The organism is Pseudomonas sp. Irchel s3h14 (genome assembly GCF_900187425.1).
Lineage (GTDB): Bacteria > Pseudomonadota > Gammaproteobacteria > Pseudomonadales > Pseudomonadaceae > Aquipseudomonas.
Map to the genome: position 1 here is coordinate 209,886 of NZ_FYDJ01000005.1, position 18,769 is coordinate 228,654.

Annotated in this window: 23 protein-coding genes; 2 read left to right on the forward strand and 21 right to left on the reverse strand. The window is 60.5% G+C overall.

The window, feature by feature from the left end; translation table 11 throughout:
- Window positions 1–161 precede the first annotated feature (161 nt).
- Together CKW16_RS12570 and CKW16_RS12575 are read left to right on the forward strand one after the other, a co-directional pair.
- On the forward strand, window positions 162–629 hold the full coding sequence (locus CKW16_RS12570) for a gp16 family protein (protein WP_218244069.1): 468 nt from the start codon (window positions 162–164) through the stop codon (window positions 627–629).
- Window positions 626–988, forward strand: a complete 363-nt coding sequence (locus CKW16_RS12575; RefSeq protein WP_095128695.1) for a Mor transcription activator family protein — start codon at window positions 626–628, stop codon at window positions 986–988. Before CKW16_RS12570 ends, CKW16_RS12575 begins: the two co-directional genes overlap by 4 nt.
- A gap of 108 nt (window positions 989–1,096) precedes the next feature.
- Here CKW16_RS12575 and CKW16_RS12580 read toward each other — a convergent pair whose 3' ends face one another.
- The 21 genes from CKW16_RS12580 to CKW16_RS12680 all read right to left on the reverse strand — a co-directional run bounded on the left by CKW16_RS12580 (window position 1,097) and on the right by CKW16_RS12680 (window position 18,673).
- Complete coding sequence (locus tag CKW16_RS12580) at window positions 1,097–2,614, reverse strand: phage tail protein (RefSeq protein WP_095128696.1); 1,518 nt, start codon at window positions 2,612–2,614, stop codon at window positions 1,097–1,099.
- Window positions 2,607–3,215, reverse strand: a complete 609-nt coding sequence (locus CKW16_RS12585; RefSeq protein ID WP_095128697.1) for a phage tail protein I — start codon at window positions 3,213–3,215, stop codon at window positions 2,607–2,609. Before CKW16_RS12585 ends, CKW16_RS12580 begins: the two co-directional genes overlap by 8 nt.
- Window positions 3,212–4,099 (reverse strand): baseplate J/gp47 family protein, encoded by an 888-nt coding sequence (locus CKW16_RS12590; protein WP_095128698.1) that lies wholly within the window; start codon window positions 4,097–4,099, stop codon window positions 3,212–3,214. Before CKW16_RS12590 ends, CKW16_RS12585 begins: the two co-directional genes overlap by 4 nt.
- On the reverse strand, window positions 4,096–4,422 hold the full coding sequence (locus CKW16_RS12595; protein WP_095128699.1) for a GPW/gp25 family protein: 327 nt from the start codon (window positions 4,420–4,422) through the stop codon (window positions 4,096–4,098). Before CKW16_RS12595 ends, CKW16_RS12590 begins: the two co-directional genes overlap by 4 nt.
- Before the next feature lie 5 nt (window positions 4,423–4,427).
- Entirely contained in the window at window positions 4,428–4,643 is a 216-nt protein-coding gene (locus CKW16_RS12600) for a hypothetical protein (protein WP_095128700.1), read from the reverse strand.
- Between the two features lie 55 nt (window positions 4,644–4,698).
- Window positions 4,699–5,400 (reverse strand): phage baseplate assembly protein V, encoded by a 702-nt coding sequence (locus CKW16_RS12605; protein WP_095128701.1) that lies wholly within the window; start codon window positions 5,398–5,400, stop codon window positions 4,699–4,701.
- Window positions 5,397–5,909 carry a hypothetical protein gene (locus CKW16_RS12610; RefSeq protein WP_095128702.1) on the reverse strand — a complete coding sequence of 171 codons (513 nt, stop codon included), beginning with the start codon at window positions 5,907–5,909 and terminating at the stop codon, window positions 5,397–5,399. Before CKW16_RS12610 ends, CKW16_RS12605 begins: the two co-directional genes overlap by 4 nt.
- Window positions 5,902–6,567 (reverse strand): hypothetical protein, encoded by a 666-nt coding sequence (locus tag CKW16_RS12615; RefSeq protein WP_095128703.1) that lies wholly within the window; start codon window positions 6,565–6,567, stop codon window positions 5,902–5,904. Before CKW16_RS12615 ends, CKW16_RS12610 begins: the two co-directional genes overlap by 8 nt.
- Entirely contained in the window at window positions 6,564–6,884 is a 321-nt protein-coding gene (locus CKW16_RS12620; protein ID WP_095128704.1) for a hypothetical protein, read from the reverse strand. The genes CKW16_RS12615 and CKW16_RS12620 overlap by 4 nt, the downstream gene beginning before the upstream one ends.
- A gap of 2 nt (window positions 6,885–6,886) precedes the next feature.
- Complete coding sequence (locus CKW16_RS12625) at window positions 6,887–7,882, reverse strand: major capsid protein (RefSeq protein ID WP_095128705.1); 996 nt, start codon at window positions 7,880–7,882, stop codon at window positions 6,887–6,889.
- Between the two features lie 63 nt (window positions 7,883–7,945).
- Window positions 7,946–8,290 carry a head decoration protein gene (locus tag CKW16_RS12630; protein ID WP_095128706.1) on the reverse strand — a complete coding sequence of 115 codons (345 nt, stop codon included), beginning with the start codon at window positions 8,288–8,290 and terminating at the stop codon, window positions 7,946–7,948.
- Window positions 8,287–9,441, reverse strand: a complete 1,155-nt coding sequence (locus CKW16_RS12635) for a head maturation protease, ClpP-related (protein WP_095128707.1) — start codon at window positions 9,439–9,441, stop codon at window positions 8,287–8,289. The genes CKW16_RS12630 and CKW16_RS12635 overlap by 4 nt, the downstream gene beginning before the upstream one ends.
- Window positions 9,438–10,919 (reverse strand): phage portal protein, encoded by a 1,482-nt coding sequence (locus CKW16_RS12640; protein WP_095128708.1) that lies wholly within the window; start codon window positions 10,917–10,919, stop codon window positions 9,438–9,440. The genes CKW16_RS12635 and CKW16_RS12640 overlap by 4 nt, the downstream gene beginning before the upstream one ends.
- Window positions 10,919–11,125, reverse strand: coding sequence for a phage head-tail joining protein (locus tag CKW16_RS12645; RefSeq protein ID WP_095128709.1), 207 nt, complete (start codon window positions 11,123–11,125; stop codon window positions 10,919–10,921). Before CKW16_RS12645 ends, CKW16_RS12640 begins: the two co-directional genes overlap by 1 nt.
- 1 nt (window position 11,126) lies before the next feature.
- Window positions 11,127–13,142: a phage terminase large subunit family protein gene (locus tag CKW16_RS12650; protein ID WP_095128710.1), complete on the reverse strand. Its 2,016-nt coding sequence runs from the start codon at window positions 13,140–13,142 to the stop codon at window positions 11,127–11,129.
- Between the two features lie 4 nt (window positions 13,143–13,146).
- On the reverse strand, window positions 13,147–13,704 hold the full coding sequence (locus CKW16_RS12655; protein WP_095128711.1) for a terminase small subunit: 558 nt from the start codon (window positions 13,702–13,704) through the stop codon (window positions 13,147–13,149).
- A gap of 164 nt (window positions 13,705–13,868) precedes the next feature.
- Complete coding sequence (locus tag CKW16_RS12660) at window positions 13,869–14,213, reverse strand: phage holin family protein (RefSeq protein WP_095128712.1); 345 nt, start codon at window positions 14,211–14,213, stop codon at window positions 13,869–13,871.
- Window positions 14,214–14,481: 268 nt separating this feature from the next.
- Window positions 14,482–14,961, reverse strand: coding sequence for a hypothetical protein (locus CKW16_RS12665; protein WP_095128713.1), 480 nt, complete (start codon window positions 14,959–14,961; stop codon window positions 14,482–14,484).
- Between the two features lie 328 nt (window positions 14,962–15,289).
- Window positions 15,290–17,989 carry a bifunctional DNA primase/polymerase gene (locus tag CKW16_RS12670; protein ID WP_095128714.1) on the reverse strand — a complete coding sequence of 900 codons (2,700 nt, stop codon included), beginning with the start codon at window positions 17,987–17,989 and terminating at the stop codon, window positions 15,290–15,292.
- On the reverse strand, window positions 17,986–18,192 hold the full coding sequence (locus CKW16_RS12675) for a TraR/DksA C4-type zinc finger protein (RefSeq protein ID WP_095128715.1): 207 nt from the start codon (window positions 18,190–18,192) through the stop codon (window positions 17,986–17,988). Before CKW16_RS12675 ends, CKW16_RS12670 begins: the two co-directional genes overlap by 4 nt.
- Window positions 18,185–18,673 carry a phage regulatory CII family protein gene (locus CKW16_RS12680; RefSeq protein ID WP_095128716.1) on the reverse strand — a complete coding sequence of 163 codons (489 nt, stop codon included), beginning with the start codon at window positions 18,671–18,673 and terminating at the stop codon, window positions 18,185–18,187. The genes CKW16_RS12675 and CKW16_RS12680 overlap by 8 nt, the downstream gene beginning before the upstream one ends.
- Window positions 18,674–18,769: the final 96 nt, after the last annotated feature.

Genomic DNA, 18,769 nt, shown 5'->3' on the forward strand with positions numbered 1-18,769 from the left:
AAGCTCACATCCGGCGTGTTGGAGTTCCAGGCGATCTGCGATCAGTGCGAACGGCCACGTGTCGTCGGCAATCACGTTAAATGCAGCAAGCTCCGGCAACAGATTCATGCCTCCCGGAACGAGCGCAAAGACAGTGCACGCTTGCGGCCTGGGGGTGCCCAGTGAATAAAGCGCCTTCCAATCCAAACCGCCTGCCTTTGATCAAGCTGATCCATGTTGCGCGGCGTGAGCTGCGTATGGATGACGACACCTACCGCCTGATGTTGGCCGGCATGACGGGATTGGACGGCGCGACGTCCACCGCTGACTTGAGCGTTCCAAACCTGCTTCGGGTTTTGGAACAGCTGAAGCTGCGCGGTTTCAAGGTTCGTCCAAGCAAGGGGGGGAAACGGCCGCTGGCTGATGACGAGCAGTCTAAGAAAATTCGCTCAATGTGGTTGACGCTCCACGGCTTGGGCGCGGTCCGCGATTCATCAGAACAGGCGCTGGCTCAGTTTGTTCTGAAGACGACCCGCGTTGCTGCATTGCAATGGCTTAGCGGCGCGCAGGCCAGTCGGGTGATCGAGCACTTGAAACAGTGGCAGCGTCGTGTCGAGCCCAGTACAGGCGCCGCGCAGGAGGATGTATGAGTGAATTCAGAAGTAAAGGCCCTGAGCTTCTGATCGATCTCACTGAGCACATCGCTGTTGCGCTCAATGAACTGGTGTCGATGGATGATGCCAGTGCACGCCATGTCGCACAGGAAGTGGCTGATCGCATGGCGGCTCATTGGGGGGGGCAGAACATCTATTTTCCGATGGGGTTATCGGTCAAATTGAGTCGCCGGGATCGTCAGATCTACGAAGACTTCAATGGCACCAACCACAGCGACCTGGCCCGCAAGTATGCCGTGTCGCTCCAGTGGATTTACAAGATCGTCAAGGCGGTCCGAAAGGACGAGATTGCCCGACGTCAGGTTGATATGTTTGCCCCGCTGACGGACGACTGAGCGGGGCGTCTCTCCTTGCACTGGCTGCAACTCTATTTCACAAACCATCCCAGTCTATGCCAGCCTATCCCGGTATAGCCCAGGTTTACCTCGCTCACCCCTTGGTATTTATCTCAGTCCTAAACACGTGGTCGCACCATCGCCCGAGGTCCAACCGCCCTCCATCCCCCCACGAGCAGCTTCCGTAGTCAGCATTCCCGACTGCTGAGCGTGGTCCCACAACCATGGCCAATCGGCACGAATCAAGACGGCATTGCCCAACGGAGCGTGACCACCCGGATTCAATACGGTGGTCGTTTCAAACACGGGCCGCCCGAGTGCCGTACCGTCTAAGCGCGCAATCGGTATCCAGTTGCCTTTGCCATCACTGCGCAAATGCCAATAATCCCCGGCCCCCATCAGCACCAGGAACGAATAGCCGGCCGCATTCAGATGGGTATGGAACTTGATTTTGTTGCTAACGGCCGCCTTGATCACCAATCGGTTGGTGGTGTTATCGACCCGCCGCACCACCACACCACGAACACCCAGCGCCGAGTTGGCATCGGGCAGCTCAACCGTCAACGCCCCTGCGCCGGCATCAATCAGGACAAGCCCCAACTCGGCCGCCACCAAGGACCTTGAGGTGTTGACCTCCACTAAAGGGATTTGGCCCGCGCCGTTAATCAAGTCGATTGTTTCGGTTTTGGTGAAGGCGTCCGTGACCCCATAACCGGCCAGCGTGGTCGGGTTGGTCCCGCCCACCACCCGACCGAATTTGTCCACGGTCACACTGCGGTACGTTCCGGCATTGACACCGGTGCGCCCGGCCGCCATTTCAAACAGCAGATCCGTCTCGCCCAGGACAATCGGCGCATCCGTCACCAGTTGCCAAATGCTGTCGCCGTTAGTGGTGCCGCGCTCGACATGCACAAACAACCCGGGCGTCATTTCCAGACTGCTATCGGCATCCGCGCTACGCGTCCACACACCCGCCGCCGACACGCTGTACAGGCCGTTGTCCTTGGCTGCGGCCTGATTCTTCACCAACACCCTCGCCTCAGCGCTCAAGGCCACACCATCAATGGTCTGAAGGCCACTGAGCACCACAGGGGCGGTGGTCGCCACCCGCACCGAGTGCTTAAAGTCCTGCTTGCCCAGCTCCTCCAACACCTTTTGATCGACGTAATCACGTGTCGCCAACACCACGCTCGGATCGATCTTAAGCGTGATGTTGCCGGTACTGGTGACAATGAAGTTCATCCGCACAATCTGCGTGCGGCCTGAACCTTGCGACAGGATCGGCTTGAAACTCGGCGCGCAGTTGGCCACCGCGACCAGATCGCCGTCGATGTCGTACAGACCAATTTCGCGAATCCACTTACCGCCCTCATCGGCCGGAATAATCTGCTCGGCGATCAGCACCGCCGGGTTGGCCGGATCAGTCTTGAGCTGATTCAACGGCCGGCGGCGCCATTCGCTGATCAGTTGGGTTTGCGTTGCACTGGGGATCGGGTCGGTGCCGTTAGCATCCCCGACGCCCATTTCGGTGATCTTCCAGGGAATGCCGAGCGCGTCGGCGTTCGCCTGTTTGGCCATCCCCACGTTTGTGAGGATCGCGAAAAACTGCGAATTCGCATCAATCATAATAAACGTCCAGGGTGTCTATGGAGTGTTCGCGTCCTACCACACCGAAGCGGCCCGTGACTTCAATGTCACGCATCACTGGCGGGTACACGTCGAGTTGGTCGCCTTCGGAGAGGGAAACGGCAATGTTCAAAGCGCCTTGGGTTTCCAGGCTGATCGCCAGACCGGTCAGCTTGCGGCTGACGGGCTTGGCGTCATCGATCAGGCGCTCCAGCTCCTGAAACATTTCTTCGGTGATCCCGGTGTCCAGCACGCCGACCTTCAGCGCGAAGGTGCCCGGCTCCCCCTTCGGCACCGTCTTGAACCACTCGATAACTTCGATCAGGTAGCCCAGCGGCTCGACCACGCGGCGCAGAGCGCCGATCGTGCCTTTGCGGGCATGGATGTAATACGACGCGGCAATGGCGCTGCGCTTGGTCGCCTCGGACCAACGATGGTCCCAGCGATCGACCGACCACGCCCACGCCAGATGGGGCAGTAAATGAACCGGACAGGTTTGAGCGTTGTAGAGTGTGCGCAGCGGGATGATCGTGCGCTCGTAAAACGCCGCCTCCAGGGCGCGCTCCAGTTGCGTGCTATTGCTCGGTAACAGGCTGGTCATGTTGCCCCCGCCGGCACCACGGCGTAACCGGTGCAGAACGCCGCCTGCGCCTTGCTCGGGGCCAGGTCCACCCATCCGGTCAGCTCAACCCGGGAGACGCCGGCCACGTGCAACTGCGCGTCTACCGCCGAGCGCGCCACCTCCACGCCCAAGCGCTTGCGCGGATTGATCCAGGCCGCCAAGCGTTTAGTGGCCTCGGTCAGACTCGCGTCGCCCTCCGGCCCGCCGCCGTTCATGTGCAAAATAGCGTCGATGCGGTAGTGAATAATTTCGGCGCTCTGCACCGTCACAAAGTCCGTGAGGGGCCGCACGTTTTCATCATCCAGCTCCGCCGCCACGGTGGCCAACAACTCGGGGCTGGCCAGCCCTTCCCCTTCCGAACTCAACACCGTTACCGTAACGCAGCACGGTGACGGGCTTTCGGCCGAGGCATCCGCCACCAGCCCCGAGGCGTTGCGCGCGTGCAGGATGTAGCTGTTACGCGGCCCCGCCGTAGTCAGCCCCTCAAAGGCTAACTGAATGCGCTCGCGAAACGGATCGTCCTTTTCCTTGATCTCCGGCACCGGCGGCACCGCCAGCAGATCCTCGGCCTGAATCACCAGGCGTTTCAGATTGACGTTGGCCCCCAGGTGGTCAAGGTCACTGCCGATGGCGTGCGCCAGTAGCAAGGCCTTGGCTGCGTCATTAACCCGGGCGCGGTTGCCGAGTTTGATGTAAGCCCCGACCTCGATCACCTTGGTGACCGGGTCGCTCTCCAGCGTGGCGGTCCAGTTGTCGCCCATGTAGCCGCGAAACGTTTCCAGCCCTTCCCCGTAAGTGTCTTCGAAGTCCAGAGGCTCCAGCACTTCCGGCGCCGGCAGCGCCGACAGATCCAAGCCGCTCATACGCTCACCTCCACCAGAAAGCCGTCGCCGAGGTATTCGCCGGCAATGCCCAGATTGATTTTCCCGCCCAGCACCGACAGCACGCGCACGCTCTCCAACCTCAAGCGTGGCTCCCAGCGCCCCAGAGCCCGGGCCGCCTCCGCTTGCACCGAGCTTTTCCAACCGGCGTTAACGGGCAAGTCGACAAAAGAACTGAGCTTGCTGCCGTATTCCGGCCGGTGCCGGCGGCTGCCGAGCGGCGTGCCCAAAATGTCGGCCATGGACTGCCGCAAGTGCTCGATGCCGGAAATGGGTTGGCCGGTGTGGCGATCCATTCCGATCATCTAACTCACTCCAGGGGCTCGAATTCTTTGTGAGCCTTGAGGTAACTCAGGGCTTGCTCATCGGACGCCGACACCGAGACCTCGCCCTTGGCCACCAACAGCGTGCGGCCGGTGGCCGGGATGATCAGGGTGCGCGACGTGTAAAGCGTGTCGCGGAACTTCAGCAGCAGATCCGCCGCCGGCGACTGATCGGCGACAGGCTTTTCGGTGGTCTTGGCCATGTTTTCTCCAGGCATGAAAAAGCCCGCACAGGGCGGGGCCTCAAAGGGTGATTAATTAGTGTGTGTGGTGGTTGTCGCTTGCTCCAGCCGCCATGATCGAGGCCGCACCGGTGACGGCTTGCGTTACGTGTAACGGCCCATCGATTAGCACCGCGCCGGTCAACTTGATGGCCGTCGATTTGACCGCCACCGAATCAGCGGTCAACGCCGCCTCGGTGCCACCGACTTTGGCCGACACGGCGTTATCCGTAACGGTGACCACGGTGCTACCGACCTTGGCCGACACGGCGCTATCCGTAACGGTGACCACGGTGCTACCGACCTTGGCCGACACGGCGCTATCCGTAACGGTGACCACGGTGCTACCGACCTTGATGGTTACCGTACCGGTGGGCAGGGTGATGGTGTAAGTCTTGGCCGCCCAGTCGTAGATCAGCGAGCCGCCATCGTCAAACCGCCAGACTTCCACATGATCGCGGTTATCCGGCTGGCCGCCAGCATCCCCGTACAACCCCGGGATAAAGGTGCCCATGCCGGCCTGACCGCTGGGGTTAAACAACACCCCCTGCTCGGTCAGACTTGGCGCCCGCCAGTGCCGCGCCTTGCCGGCCGCGAGACTGTGCCAGCGCACCCAGGCGCTGGTCCATTCGCCGTTCGACACCCGCACCATCCCCGCCGCCAGATCCACGCCCACCACCACGCACGGCATCAACATGGCTGCGATCATGCGGTCATGCTCTGCACTGGCGTAGCTCACGGCAGATTCTCCGGCGAAACAGGCCCATCCCCCGGTTCAACATCAATCACCAGCGAGCCCGGCGGTTCGTCCGGCCATGGCCATTCCTCAATGCCCAGGTAAATTTGGTGCGTCCACTCCACCAACCAGACCACGTAACCATCCAGCTCCGGCTTGGTCCAATCCTGCATTGCCTGGACAAACTCAGCAGGTTCGACCGCAACGCCCCAGGTTTGCATGCGCAGCAACACGGCCAATTGCGCCGCCAGGTGCGCAGCCTGCTGATGATGGTAAGGCTTGATTGGGTCGACGATGATCCGCGCCTCGAACTTGCAAATCAGGGTTGTCTCCCCGGTGCCGATGTCTTTACCAGGCTCCAACTCGGCCATTTCAATGAACACCACCGGCAGTGCAATCCGATCCTTGATGTTCGGCCAGGCCGTCACCGCTTTGATCCCCGATAGGCTGCTCAGCAGGTGCTGTTCAATCGCCTGGTAGAGCTGATCAAGACTAAAAGGCTCGTCAGACATTGGCCGTCCCCTTCAAATACTTCTGCAGCTCAAAGTTGAACTCCTGCTGCAGGATTTCCAGCAAACGCGCATCAGCGCGTTTGACCCAAGTGTCGAAGTGCGGACGCGCCTGCTCCAGCGAGACCTTGGCCTTGGCCAGCGGAAAGCGATCGCCGTTTTCTGCGACCCATCCCGAACTGGCGCCGCCACCCGACGACACCGTGCTATCGGGATAATCGTCCGAGTTGAAATGCTTGCTCGCCGTGCGAATCCAGATATCGGGCTTGTTGCCGTAAACCTTTTTCAGAAAGGCGCCCTGGTAACGCCGCCCAGCGACCGACACACCGCTGCCAGACTGTCGCGCTCGACCGATCCGGCTGGACTCAATCGCGTTGAGACCGAACCACAACTTGCCGCTGGTGGCCCCCCCGGAGACCGGGTAGCTGCGCAAGCGCTGACGAACCGCCGCAACGGCAATGCGTTCCTGCCGGCTGACGGCCCGCGCAATGTGGGTGCGCAGCCAACCCAACGTTTTATTGATCGCTCGACGTTGAGCCGCGGCGGCTGCTTTGGGCACCACCTTGGCAAACTCCTGAAACGCCTGTAGATCGGCGGCCGATGACTGGATCGAGAGCATCCCGCCACCGGCCGATGGCTTGAAGTAGCTACCGACACTCATGCGCGCATCCTCAGGATCAAGGCGACCAGACCGTCGCCACTCGGCTCCAGTTGCAACAGGTCGTACTCGCCACCGCCGTCCAATGCCGGCAGATCGACGGTGACCAACAGGCCCTGCTCCAGCCCCTGCGAATCGCTGACGCGAATCTCAAACCGAGGCTCACGCAATCCGGTGTTGAGCTTGCCGAACTTCGGCTGCAACCAGGGCGCTGCAAACATGCCGAGGACTGGCTCATCACGACCCTCAATTCGTGCGGAATCGCCCAGCGTTTCGAACACCACCGCGTCAACCTCGGCGATCAGATCGCGAAAGCCCACGGTCAAAGCTCCAGGAGGATCTGTGCACGCGGTCGAGTGCACAGGTGCAACGGGTTGGACTGGGCTTCACCGGCCATGCCTTTGTTGAACGGCAGTGGCTCGATCATGCTGTAGTACGGAATGCCCTGGGTGTTGACCGTCTCCATGTAATCGGCCGGAGCGAACACCGAGATGTACAGATCCGGCACCCCCTCAGGGACCAGCAACGCCTTGTCGTCGTGGACGAACGAGACGCCCGCCACCTTGCCACGGTAGCGTTCCCAGATAATGCCGCCGAACTCGAAGCTTTCTCGGGCATCACCGCGCAACGCCGCTGCTTGCTGGCTGTTGAGGTAGGTTTCCTTGACCGCCTTGTGAACGATCAACTTGTTCCAGAAGTTCTTGCCGCAGAAGGCGCGGGAACCGGTACTGGTCACACTGCCCAGCGCGTCCTCCTGCATATCCAGTGCTTCGCCGCACTTAACCCGCAGCTCAGTGCTCGGGTCCGCCAAGCCCATAGGCAGCTTCTGACGCTGCACACCGAAACGGTCATAAAGGTCCAACAGCACCGTCGAACCATCAGCATCGAGGATCAGGCCATTGAGGGCGCCCATGCGCTGGAACTCATGGGTCGCGTCCAACTGACGGCGCGCTTTGGCCAGGCGGGCATTGACCACATCCTGCACCGCCTGCAGCTCGGTGCGAGTACCGAAAGCACGAATGCCCTGGATCTCGTCGGCCTTGATGGTGAAGCGCTCCGGCAGGTGTACGGTGTTGAACGGGATCAGGTTGCGCTTGCTGGCCGCGACCACCAGGCCAGAGCCACCCCGCTCTCCGGCAGGCACCAGTGCCAGGGTGTCGCCGTCCTTTTCGATCTGTACAGTCAGGGTGGTGATGCCTTCCTCGCGGAACAGACCCAAAGCACTGATGCGCCCTGGCAAATAGGGTTGATCGTTGAGTGCAGCAGTCAGCGCAGTGACGGTGAACGCTTCGTCGTCAAAAATGGCGATCTCGGCCATGGGGTACTCTCCAGAAATGAAAAAACCCGCTCAAGGCGGGTTGGGTAAACGCGGCTGATGGTCTTAGCGGACGATCAGAAAATGAGTGGCCAGGTCCTTTTCAGCCTCAGGATCAAGCCCGGTCAGATGCAATTCGCTGACTTCAGCCAAACGCACCACAGCGCGACCACGGCGCACGATGTCCGACTCTCCCAGCTGCCCGTAGAGGATCGCCACGGCAGCCTGAGTACCGTCTTCGGCGGCGGGGTCATACGGCGCAAACTCGCCCGAGGACGTCACCAGACCGAGTACTTGGCCGGGATTCAGCGCAGGGCCAGCGGCAACGTTGATCGTTTCCCGCGAGATGTTCCCGGCGCCTTCGGAGAGGAGAAATTCACCCGCGTGGATCGGCTCTTTTTTGATGGTCATTGTCTTGCTCCTTTCGCGCCGTGCGCAGTTCCAGATTGAGCCGCTTGTCGCGAAGCCCAGATCGAGGTGGGATCAGGTTGTTTGGCCAACACCTTCGGTGCTGGGTCGTTGTCCAGCGGCAGGCTGTTATCGATTTCAAAGCCCTTGCCGCTGGTGACGATTTTGTCGAACAGACGCGCCCGGACCGCCGCAGCATCCAGCCCCGCTGAAACGTACTCGGCACTGAACTCCGGCAATCGCGCCGCCACGCAAAGGTCATTCACCGCCTTGGCGCGTGCCAGGCCGGCCAGAACAATCTCTTCGCTTTCGAGCTGGGTCGAGTTGAGCAGCGGCTCGACCAGGTTGCTGATGCCCGCCGCCGTGCAACGCTGGGTGATCATCAGTGCCAACTTGGCCGAATCGACCACCACCGGCACCAATGGCGGATCGATCGGCTCCAGCTCCGGATCCGGCTCGGGTGGCTCGTCGAGCTGAGCCAGCAGTTCAGCCGGTGCGTGCTGGTAACGCTGCAACACGCCACCCTGGCCGAGACAGGCCTTGACCTTAATCCCATCGCCAATTTCATCGGCCAAGCCGAGGGCCAAGGCTTCATTGGCGGTGAGCCAGGTTTCAGCAGCGACCAGCCGCCGCAATTCGGCCTCATCAATGTTGGGCGCCTTGGCCTTGTAGGCCGCGATGATGGCTTCCATCGTCTGGTCGAGGACGTCGGCCACCTTGCGGAAGTCTTCGGCGTCACCCGCCGCGTAGGTCCAGGGGTTATGGATCATCAATATCGCGCTTTCGGCGATGACGACCTTGTGCGCGCCGCACACTGCCACGCTGGCCGCACTGGCGGCCAAGGCATCAATTCGCCCGGTGCAGCGCGCGCCCAAGCGCCTCAACGCATTGTGCATGGCCAAGCCGTCGAACAAGTCACCGCCGACGCTGTTGAACGCGGCGATCACCTCCGAGACACCGTCGTCCATGGCGCGCAGGTCCTGCACGAACTGATTGGCGGTGATCCCCCAGGCGCCGATCTCGCCGTAGACGAAGACTTCGATCACTCGCTCGACAGCCTCCCCGCTGGCTTGCACGGCGTACCAGGTTTTGTCCTGCACCTGCACCTGCTTGCCTGCGCGGTTGTAAATGCGCGGTCGCGCTTTCTTGCTCATGGTTGCTCCTTGTCGTCGTTGGTGACGACGGCGTCGAGAGTGTTGTAATTAAGGCCAAGGGTCGTGGCTCGTTGCAGATCAGCAGCGTTTTCCGCGTCGACCGTTTCCGCGTCATAGCCGGTGCGCAGCACCATCTCGCTGCGTGAAGCGAAGCCCGCCTGTACTTCCATGCGCCGCGCCTGTACGTCCTGTACGGGCTGGATGTAGGCCCAACCTTGCGGCACCCAACGAGTACGCAGGTATTCACGGCGCCGCTGGGTGTAGTCCTCCAGCACCAGGACACCCGATAACACCGCCATGTCCATCCATGCCGCCCGCACTGGACGGCAAAGTTGGTGCACGTAGACACTGAATTGCAGCTGCTCAAGCCGACGCCGAAACTCGTTGAGCACCACACGCAGCGCCCGGTCGTTGACCTCGCGCATGTCGCCGGTGAGGATCTCGTAGGGCGTGCCCGTCCCCGCCGCCGCAGCCATCAGCTGCTGCCGCATGAAGTCCGGATAGTTGTTGCCCGCATCCGGCGGTTTGGAGAACTCCACCTCTTCACCCGGCCCCAGCTCCTGCATGGTGCCGGGCTCCAGCGCGACCATCGGCGTGAAGCCGTCGCGGTCGAGATCCAGAAGTTGGCCGGTGACCGGGTCTCGGGGTGTCTGCCCTGAGTCCGGAGCCGGCCGACTGATGAAGCCGGCAAACAGATTGGCCACCTCTTGGCGGAACAACACCGCGTCGTCGTAGTTGTCGAGACTGCGCAGGCGCTTCAGCACCGGTGACAAGCGCGGCACACCGCGCAACTGGCCTGGCTCGACCGGCTCAAAAATATGCAGTACCTGCGAAGCCGGCACGCGCACCAACTGGTTGTAACCGGCGTTCAGCGACGATGCATCACGCGGGTGCGACAGGTACATCCAATACGCCACCCGCTTGCCACCCGGGGTGAACTCAATGCCAGCGCGGATGAGATTGCCGATTTTGGTGGTTTCAAACTTGTCATGCGGTACGAACTCCGGGGCCAGGATCTGGAGCTGCAGCGGTACCGCGAGGCCTTCGTCCAAAGCGCGAGGTCGTAGCCGCACAAAACATTCACCCGAGGTTTCGACCGTGCGCGCCGCCAGCGCCTGCTGGCCGTAGAAGTCGGTGCGCTCATCGGCGTCCGACTCATCGACCCAGTCGTCCCAGAGTTCCTGCAGCAATTTGCGCAGCGCTTCGTCGTCGGTTTTCGGTCGCGGCGTGATACCGGTGCCGATCAGGTTGCTGACGCGCTTATCGATCACGTTGAAGGCATACGGGTCGTTGCGAACCGCTGCCCGGGAACGGGAGCGCAGGTTGCGCAGTGCCGGGGTGTTGATGCTATTGATCCCGTTGTCGGGAGCGTCCCAGCCAGTGGATCGACGGCCCTCGCCGGCACCTTCGTAACTGGCCTTGATGTTCGACGGCAACACGAATCCGTTGCGGGTGAGCGTCGGAAAGTGACGGGCCATTAGAGTCCTTTGCCTCCGTGGGTCAGCCGAACCACCCGCGAGCGCGGCCCGGCTGCGCTGATCAGTGACGTACGGATTTCTTCGCGCGCCTTGAGCAGTTCGTCGATGGTGCGGTACTCCACGGTACGGTCGGTGTAGCGCACGACTTTTTCACCGCGTGCGATGGCCGCCTCAACCGCGTCGAGGTGCTTCTGGGTAAAGGACATATCAGCGTCTCTTCAGATAACCGCTGGTGGAGCTGCGGCGTTGAGGTGGCGGTGCTGCCGGTCGCGATTGCACGATCGGAGCAGTAGGTTGTGGAGCCGATTGCGGCGCAGCAACTGGTGTTGCTGATCCGGTGGCGCGTTCGCCTTGAACAGGCTTGATGCCCAATGCGTCGTCGAACAGACCAGACTGCGCCAGGGACTGACGCACTCGCTCCCAGTCGTGTTCCTTGTAACGGTTGAGGCCCAGGTAATGCGCCATGGCCAGGCAATACACCATCAAGTCGAGTGCTTCGTTACGCTCGGCCTTGCCCTTGACCCACTCAATGCGTTTGTGTCCGCGTATGTAGCGCGCAACCTTGCGCTCCGCGACGCACTGGTCGAAGAAGTCATCCGGTAGGTCATTGGCAAAGTGCAGTGCACCCGGGCCAGATTCGAACGGATAGCGGTTGTAGATCCAGTCCTTGGCCGTGTCGGTACCGACGAACCACAGCTCGGCGCCGTTGCGTTCGGTCTGCCCCTTCCAGGTCACGTCGACCATCGACGGGCGCTGAGCAATCACCGGCTTACCGGGTTTGCTCGCACCCTTGATGGCGAACACATTCCGCCAGCGGCGAACGCGGCAGAACTGGTAGACCTCATCGGTGTGGTGGCCACCGGAGTCGACGGCCACAGCGAGAATGCCAAGACCGACACCGCAGGGATGGCGATATTTAGCCTTGAGCAATTCGTCCAACGCCGCCCAGGTGCGTTCATCTGCGGGATCGCCCGAGACTACTTGGTAGTCCACGACCCAGCGCTCCATGCCGACGCCCCAGCCCATGGCCATGAACTCCAGACGGTTGGCCTGAACGTCCACAGAACCGGTGATCATCAGCACCGCCGCTGACAGCGAGCCGAGGGTAAAGTCTTCCAGCCGCGCTCGCTGTCTAAGCACGTCCGCTTTGGTTTGCTCTTGTGCGCTGTCCCAAACCTTCGCCAACCGGGTGTTATAGAACACCTGCATAGGCTCTAGATCACCTTTGGCCTGGGCCTTTTTCGCCTTCTCGAATTGTTTGGCCAGCGACTTCCAGTCCATCCATCCCAGCGGCGAATACAGCGCATTAAGGTGAAATCCCACCGTCTCCCCGTCGCCTTCGGCATGGGCGCGCCACTCGCCTTTGGCAAGCATTTCGCCCTTGTTGTACTCCTCGATCAACACGTCACACTCAGGCCCAGCGCACTCGTAGTGCACCACGCTGTAGTCCTTCGAATAATGCAGTCGCTCCCACTCCAGGATCTGCATGTGCCCACAGGTCGGACATGGCACGTAGTAATAACGCTGGTCGCTGCCCTCGAACAGGTCGGAGATCCGCGAAGCCCCTTTGATTGTCGGTGAGCTGGAGAAGTAGAACTTCGCGTTACGGCCGAAGGTACTACCTCGGGTTTCCGCCAGTTCGATGGGGTCGCCCTCCTCGCCGATATCCACCTCCCAGCGGTCGATTTCGTCGCCGTACACGTAGCGAGCTGACAGCTCCGAAAGGTTAGCTGCAGAGCCGGCGGTGGTGACGTACAACGAACCGCCCTCAAACTCCTTGGTGTCCATGGTGTTGCGTGAATCCCGTGAACGGCTGGAGGCGACACGCTCCCGCAATACCGGTGTGGCCTTGATCGTCTTGCCAATCCGCGAGGACACCCGCTTAGCCAGGCCAAGGCTCGGCAACAGGGTCAGGATGTTCGACGGCGCCATGTGAATCAGACCGCCGATCCAGTTCAAGGCGATCTGGGTTTTCATCAGCTGCGAGGCCACCATGGTGACCACGCGCTTGCAAGGGTGAGCCGGCGACAGGCAGCGCATGGGCTCGCGAGCATAGGGCGTGCGTGACGTGCGGTACTGGCCGGGTTCGGCGGCACCAGTGTCACGCGGGATGCGCATGTATTCGTCGGCCCACTCATCGACCCAGACATCCGGGTCAGGGTGCAGCCCACGGAAATACGCCTCCCGGTACACCTCTGCACCGTTAGGGATTTCCGTGGGCATGGGCTTAGCTCGGGGTCAGGGCGTGTTCAAGATCCGCCGAGGACAAGCGTTCTGCATCCTCAAGCGAGCGACGGATAGCCGCCGTCAGGTGCTTTTCGATTTGCCAGGGATCCGTCATGACGGCCAGTTCCGGTGCAAGTTGCGGGGTCATGCCCAGCAGTTGGTCCCGCAACAGGCGGCCTGCGTTATAGGCACCGGTTTCTACTGCGACACGCTCGACCAGAGAACCTTGCTGTTTGTGAAAGTTGGCTTGCTCTTGCAGGGCCAGGTAGTGCTCCCGCAGAGCGCGAGACTTTTGAAAGTCCGCCGCCTGCCCGACTTGCGGCACCGCAGGTTCTTCGGCGGCGATTTGAGCTTCCCGCTGAAGGCGAAGCCGTTCGTGCCGGTCGGCGACGGCAGCTTTGCTTGGGTCGGCAGACTCGGCCAGCAGGGCTTCGGTGGCTTCCAGCTCCACCTTGCCATCCTCAGTCAGCACCAACCGATCCTGATTGGCCAACTTGGAAACATACGATTTAGCCCAGCCTCGCCGTGCCGCAAACTCCGTTTTGCTGATTACAGTCATGATGGAATGTCCTGTTCACCTAATGAATACGGTGGGTTCACCTGTTCACCCCAGTTCACTAAGCTGGTGAACTGTCCGCTAACACTTTCCCGCGGGTTTCCGACCCCGTACCCCCCGAATAACCCCAGGGTCCCCGGCGGTTTTCGGCGGCCCGCCGCGGTTCCTCACCCCTGTTCGCCACTGGCAGGTGGCACATCGGAGACGCCCAGCCGCTTGGCGGCCCAGCGTTCATACAACCCGATGGCGACATCAGCGCCGGCCATCGCGGTCAGGCAACCCAAGCTGCCGGCCGTCCAGATCGTCATGCCCGCGCCGATCATCAGCATCATCGCCGACACCCCGCAGACAATGCAGGCACCGGACCGCAGCGCGAGGCGCCGCAACAATGCCCAGCCCCGCGCGCCGTCCTTGTCGGCTCGCCACATTTCCCCGCTCACGCCGCCGACCAGAGCCAGGACGATCACGAGCCAGATCGGCATCTCAGCCAATGCTTGTTGTTCAGTAGTCATGGTGTGCCTCAAAAGAAATAGCTGAGCGCTGGAAAAAGAAAACCCCGCCAGGTCGGCAGGGTTTTCAATGTCCCGGTAAGGGCCGGGGCAGGGTGCACAGCACGTGCTCGGGGAGCGACTCAGGCGCAAATCGCAGATCATGGCGACTTTGTACCTGCCTTCGGAAAAACCGAAAAGCAGTGTTTAACGGTTGGGCCGAGTTCGACCGCAGTTCGACCGCACTTCGACCACACTTCGACAAAACACCCAGACGAACGGTAGAACCGGACTACACAGCGTGACGCAGCGGGGACGCTCGCGTGAGGTTCTTCTCAACTGCCCCACCCTCCCGGACATAGCCCCGGGTAGTGCCGGCCCGCGCCGTTAGAATCGAAAGCACGCGTAAATGAAGACGTTCTACCCAGTTGCGATAAGTCCGGTCAGCCCCTTCGGCGATACCCAGAATTCGCATCTGCTCTCTGACAGGACTCGCCGGAACATGCAGGTACCGAAGTTCAGCCAATTTAGCCAGTCCCTGGCCGCGAACCTTATCCCGCATCAACTCAGCAACCGCCGCGCCGATCTCATTGCCGATGTAGTCCATGCCGGTGGTGGCCCCCATCAACTCTCGCGAACCTGGTGTACCGCGTGGCGCGCAACCACCCCACTCCATAATCGCCCCCATCTGACTGCCCATCCCCCCACCCAGGCCGAGCCGGTGCTGCTGTTCGCCCCAGTGCACCATCAACGCTTCAATTTCCTCAATCATCGCCCCTCCCCCCGAAAAACCGAACCCAACACAGAAAAACCACAACCCAACACAAACCCAACACAACTAAATCCCTTTAAAATCAATATCTTTAACAATGTTGAGTTGAGTGTGTTGGGTTTGTTGGGTTTATCGGTTCTCGCATAAGAAAAAATTCTTACCCTTGCTCTCGATTCAAATAACGTCATGCATGCGCGTGCGCGATACGAAACCCAACACACCCCGCACAACATCCGCAAACCCATGTAATTCAAGGCCTGAAATTGTGTGGGGTCTCCAAAACCAACCCGACACACACCCGACACACCCAACACACTTTTAGGGATAGTCATGCGGCAACCGCCTTGATGTGGTCCCAGCTGTCTACATGCCAGCCCGCCAACTTCGCCTTGGCCCGCCAGTGTTCCACCTGCTTGCCCAGCTCGGCCGCCTTCAGTGATGGGGGTGGGGAAGCATCCGGATCAACAGGAAAGAAGAACGCGCCAAAGCGGCGGTTGTTGCCATCGGTCCAGGGAATGGCCCGGGTTTTATCCACCTCTGAGTTGATGAACAGCGAGAACTTCGTCTGACTCATCACGTGTTCTTTATTGCGCTGGCACCACTCAAGGAACAGCGAATAGAGATCGGTGGACAGACACGGCCCCCAGAGACCGTGGCCCAGCTCGCTGTATTTCCACAGGTGCAGGAATGTCTGCCAACCAGCCCGACTCAAGGCCACTAAGCGCTCACGAGCGTCCGTCGATGGCGGTCGCGTCCGTTGGTTGAAGTCGCCCAGATCGATCGACAACAACCAGCCGTACAGTGCAGCAACACCACCCTGCTCCAGCTCTCGTCCGATCGCCTTTTGCCGCTCGACTGGCAAGGTTTCCATGGGCCACATCACCAGCATTCGCCGATCACTCTCGCTGATGGGCCACGGGAGAATCTCGTTGCTCAGAAACACCGCGTTCATGTGGTTGGCTTCTTCCCAGCCATTGATGAACTTCGATTCCATCCGGACCGTTTTGCCGGTGATCAAGTGCTTGATCTTGCCTACCTGGTTGTACCGCTGATCGCGGCTGACCACCTCTTCGAACACTGACCACAATTTACGGCTTTGCCAGGCATTGAAGTTGCTCTCCAGCTGGGTCTGACCGACCGTCGCGGCGTATTGGCCGTAAAGCATGCCGAGCGCATCAGCAAACAGAAGACTCTTACCCGAGCCCTCCATGATCGAGTGCATCAGTACGGCGGTGTCCATCTTGGCCCCCAAGTGCTGCAGCGGATATGCCAGCCAGCGAATGAGCCAACTGGCAGCCGCTTCGTCGTGGTTGCACAAGAACGAAATCAGCCAACGCAGGTTGGCGCAGGCTTCGTCATCCCGCACCGGTTCCAGTGGTAGGCCATCAAAGGTATTGATGTACACCGCCGGATCCTTGGTCATGGTCGGGTCAAACACAATATGTTCGACGTCCACCGTGCGCCGCTCGCTGCTGTTCAACCACAGCGGATAGGTGTCACCCAACGCCATCTTCACTGCGCCTTCGGCAATGCGTCGTTTCTTCTCCCGGTCCCACACGTCCTTGGTGCCATCGATGTACACATAGCGATCGGTCGGTGGCATGCCTAAGGCACCACCCTTTTTACCCGCCATACGCCGGGTCTGTTCGATGTCGCGGACGTGATCATCAGAGATCAACCGCTTGCCCATGTCATCCAGCCAGGCTTTGGCCAACGGCTTGCCAACCCGCGCTTCGAACGCGGACTTTTTCATCACTCGCGACTGATCGCAGTCCCACACGTGTGTGGTGCCCTCGACCAACGCGAAACGACGAAGCAAATGGTCAAGCGTCAATGCCTCCCCCGCCCCCCCGTCAGATGCAGGAGCAGCCTCGCTAGGCACGTCGGCATCAATAGGGCTCGGCACGCTCGAGTCAGCGGATGGGGTCGGGGGAAGATCACTCGGATCAGGTCGCGAAGTACGCTGCATACCCAACATACGCGCAGCGTCCTTCACCGCCTTCGACTGGTCACCGCCGTGCTCGAGCAAACAGAAAACCTCGAAGGCATCATTCTGATGTCCGTTGGCGAGCGGATCTGCGCCGTGGTGCGAATAGACTTTGCCGTCACTGATTGTCACACCCGGCAGGCCGGTGCTGCTCTGAGGGTACAGCCACTTACCGCCACGCTTGATGTAGCCGTGGGTCCGCAATAGCTCTTCAACGTCATGGCAGCGATTGAACTCATCGATCACCGATGGAGACTTACCAACCCCAGTCGCTGGACGCTTGACGACTTTTGCCGGCGCCGCTGTTGGTTTAATTGCCCACGGGCACGCCGCTTCAGCGTCGCGCTTGAAGATGTCCCAGTTTTGCCAGATGGCCAGCAGGTCGGTGGTCAGCGTCGGCAAACCGTCTGTCGCGTTAGGCGGGGTTTTCCAGGTGTAAGGCTTACCGGTACCCGGATGAATCGAAGGCGGGAATACGTCCTGCACCAGGCCGGCACGCAATTCAAACACCGTGAAGCGCTTGAATGGATCGGCCTCCGCGCGTGCTGCGGCTTCCCCAACAACATCGCCCTGCTCTTTCGCGGCCTTGGCTTTGTCCATCAGGCCTTTGAAAATCGAACCGTCAGGGTCATTTTCATTCGGCCAAGAAAGAGAGTGCCGGGTCAGCTCAACGCCGTCCGGCAACTTGAACAACACCCGAAAGCGCAGCGGGTTACCGACAATGGTCGGATAAACCACCGACATAGCATCCAGATCGACACCCAGCAGCTCATACAACACATGGCGCGTCCACTGAACATCGTCGACGTCCAACGAACAGACGCGACTCGGCCCAAGCACGACACCGAGGTTATGGTTGGGGTTTCGCTGCCAGAATGCTTCAGCCGTGGCGGCATCAGTGATGTAACCGCCGGGCTTGTTCCAACCCATGCCCTTTGGCGCCTTTTCACCTGGCTCGATGGATACCAAGGCAAGGTCGAAGGTATTGATGTAACGCTTTGCCCATGTGGCGATGGCTGTTCCCTTTGCCAGTTCACTCATCGCCGAGCCTCCCGCAACTCCTGACAGGGGACGCAGGTTTCGCAACCTTCAATCTTCTGCTGTCGAAGCAACGGGATAGGATCGTCACAGTCCTCGCAAAATTGAGCGCTGACACGAGTCGAAGGCACACGGCGACTGCGGTGAAGTGCTACATCAAGCAGGTATTGCGCCTGGTCGTTGGCGCGATCGATATCGTCAGCCATTGTCCTGACCCTCCATCGCTTCCCGGGCACCAGCCATGATGCCTAGTACCGCACGGATCACATCAGCTCCGTGCTTCTCCAGCGCGAGGACCTCATGAAGCTCCCAGACGTTGTCCTTGGCAGCTTCATGCATGCTCGATACGAACTCTGCGGTCTCACCCAAAACATTACCAACCGCTTTGAGCGCTTCCGAGGTTGCGGGTACCGGCACTGGCTTGTACCAAACCACCCCGGCAGGACGCATCAGCGCATCCAACAGCAATGGATTGGCCGTCAGCCGGACAACTTCTTCCAGCTCGTCCGGCGTCAGCCAGCGGCGCTCTTCGTCGAGTTTCAGTTTCTTCTGAAGCGCGTCGTTATCCATGACCATGTCGAAAGCCAGGGCTGTGATGCCGCCCCGATAATCACGCCCGGCGCGGTAAAGCGCATGACGCAGAGATAGGACCGGACCAGCGTCCGGCAAAAGATCTGTGCGACTCATAACCGTAAATCCCCTGTTTACGGTGTGGCCGTAGAGTCAAACACGCTCTATTCTACGACCACGACCGATGTGCTGTGCGAATCGTGCTGTGCAGCA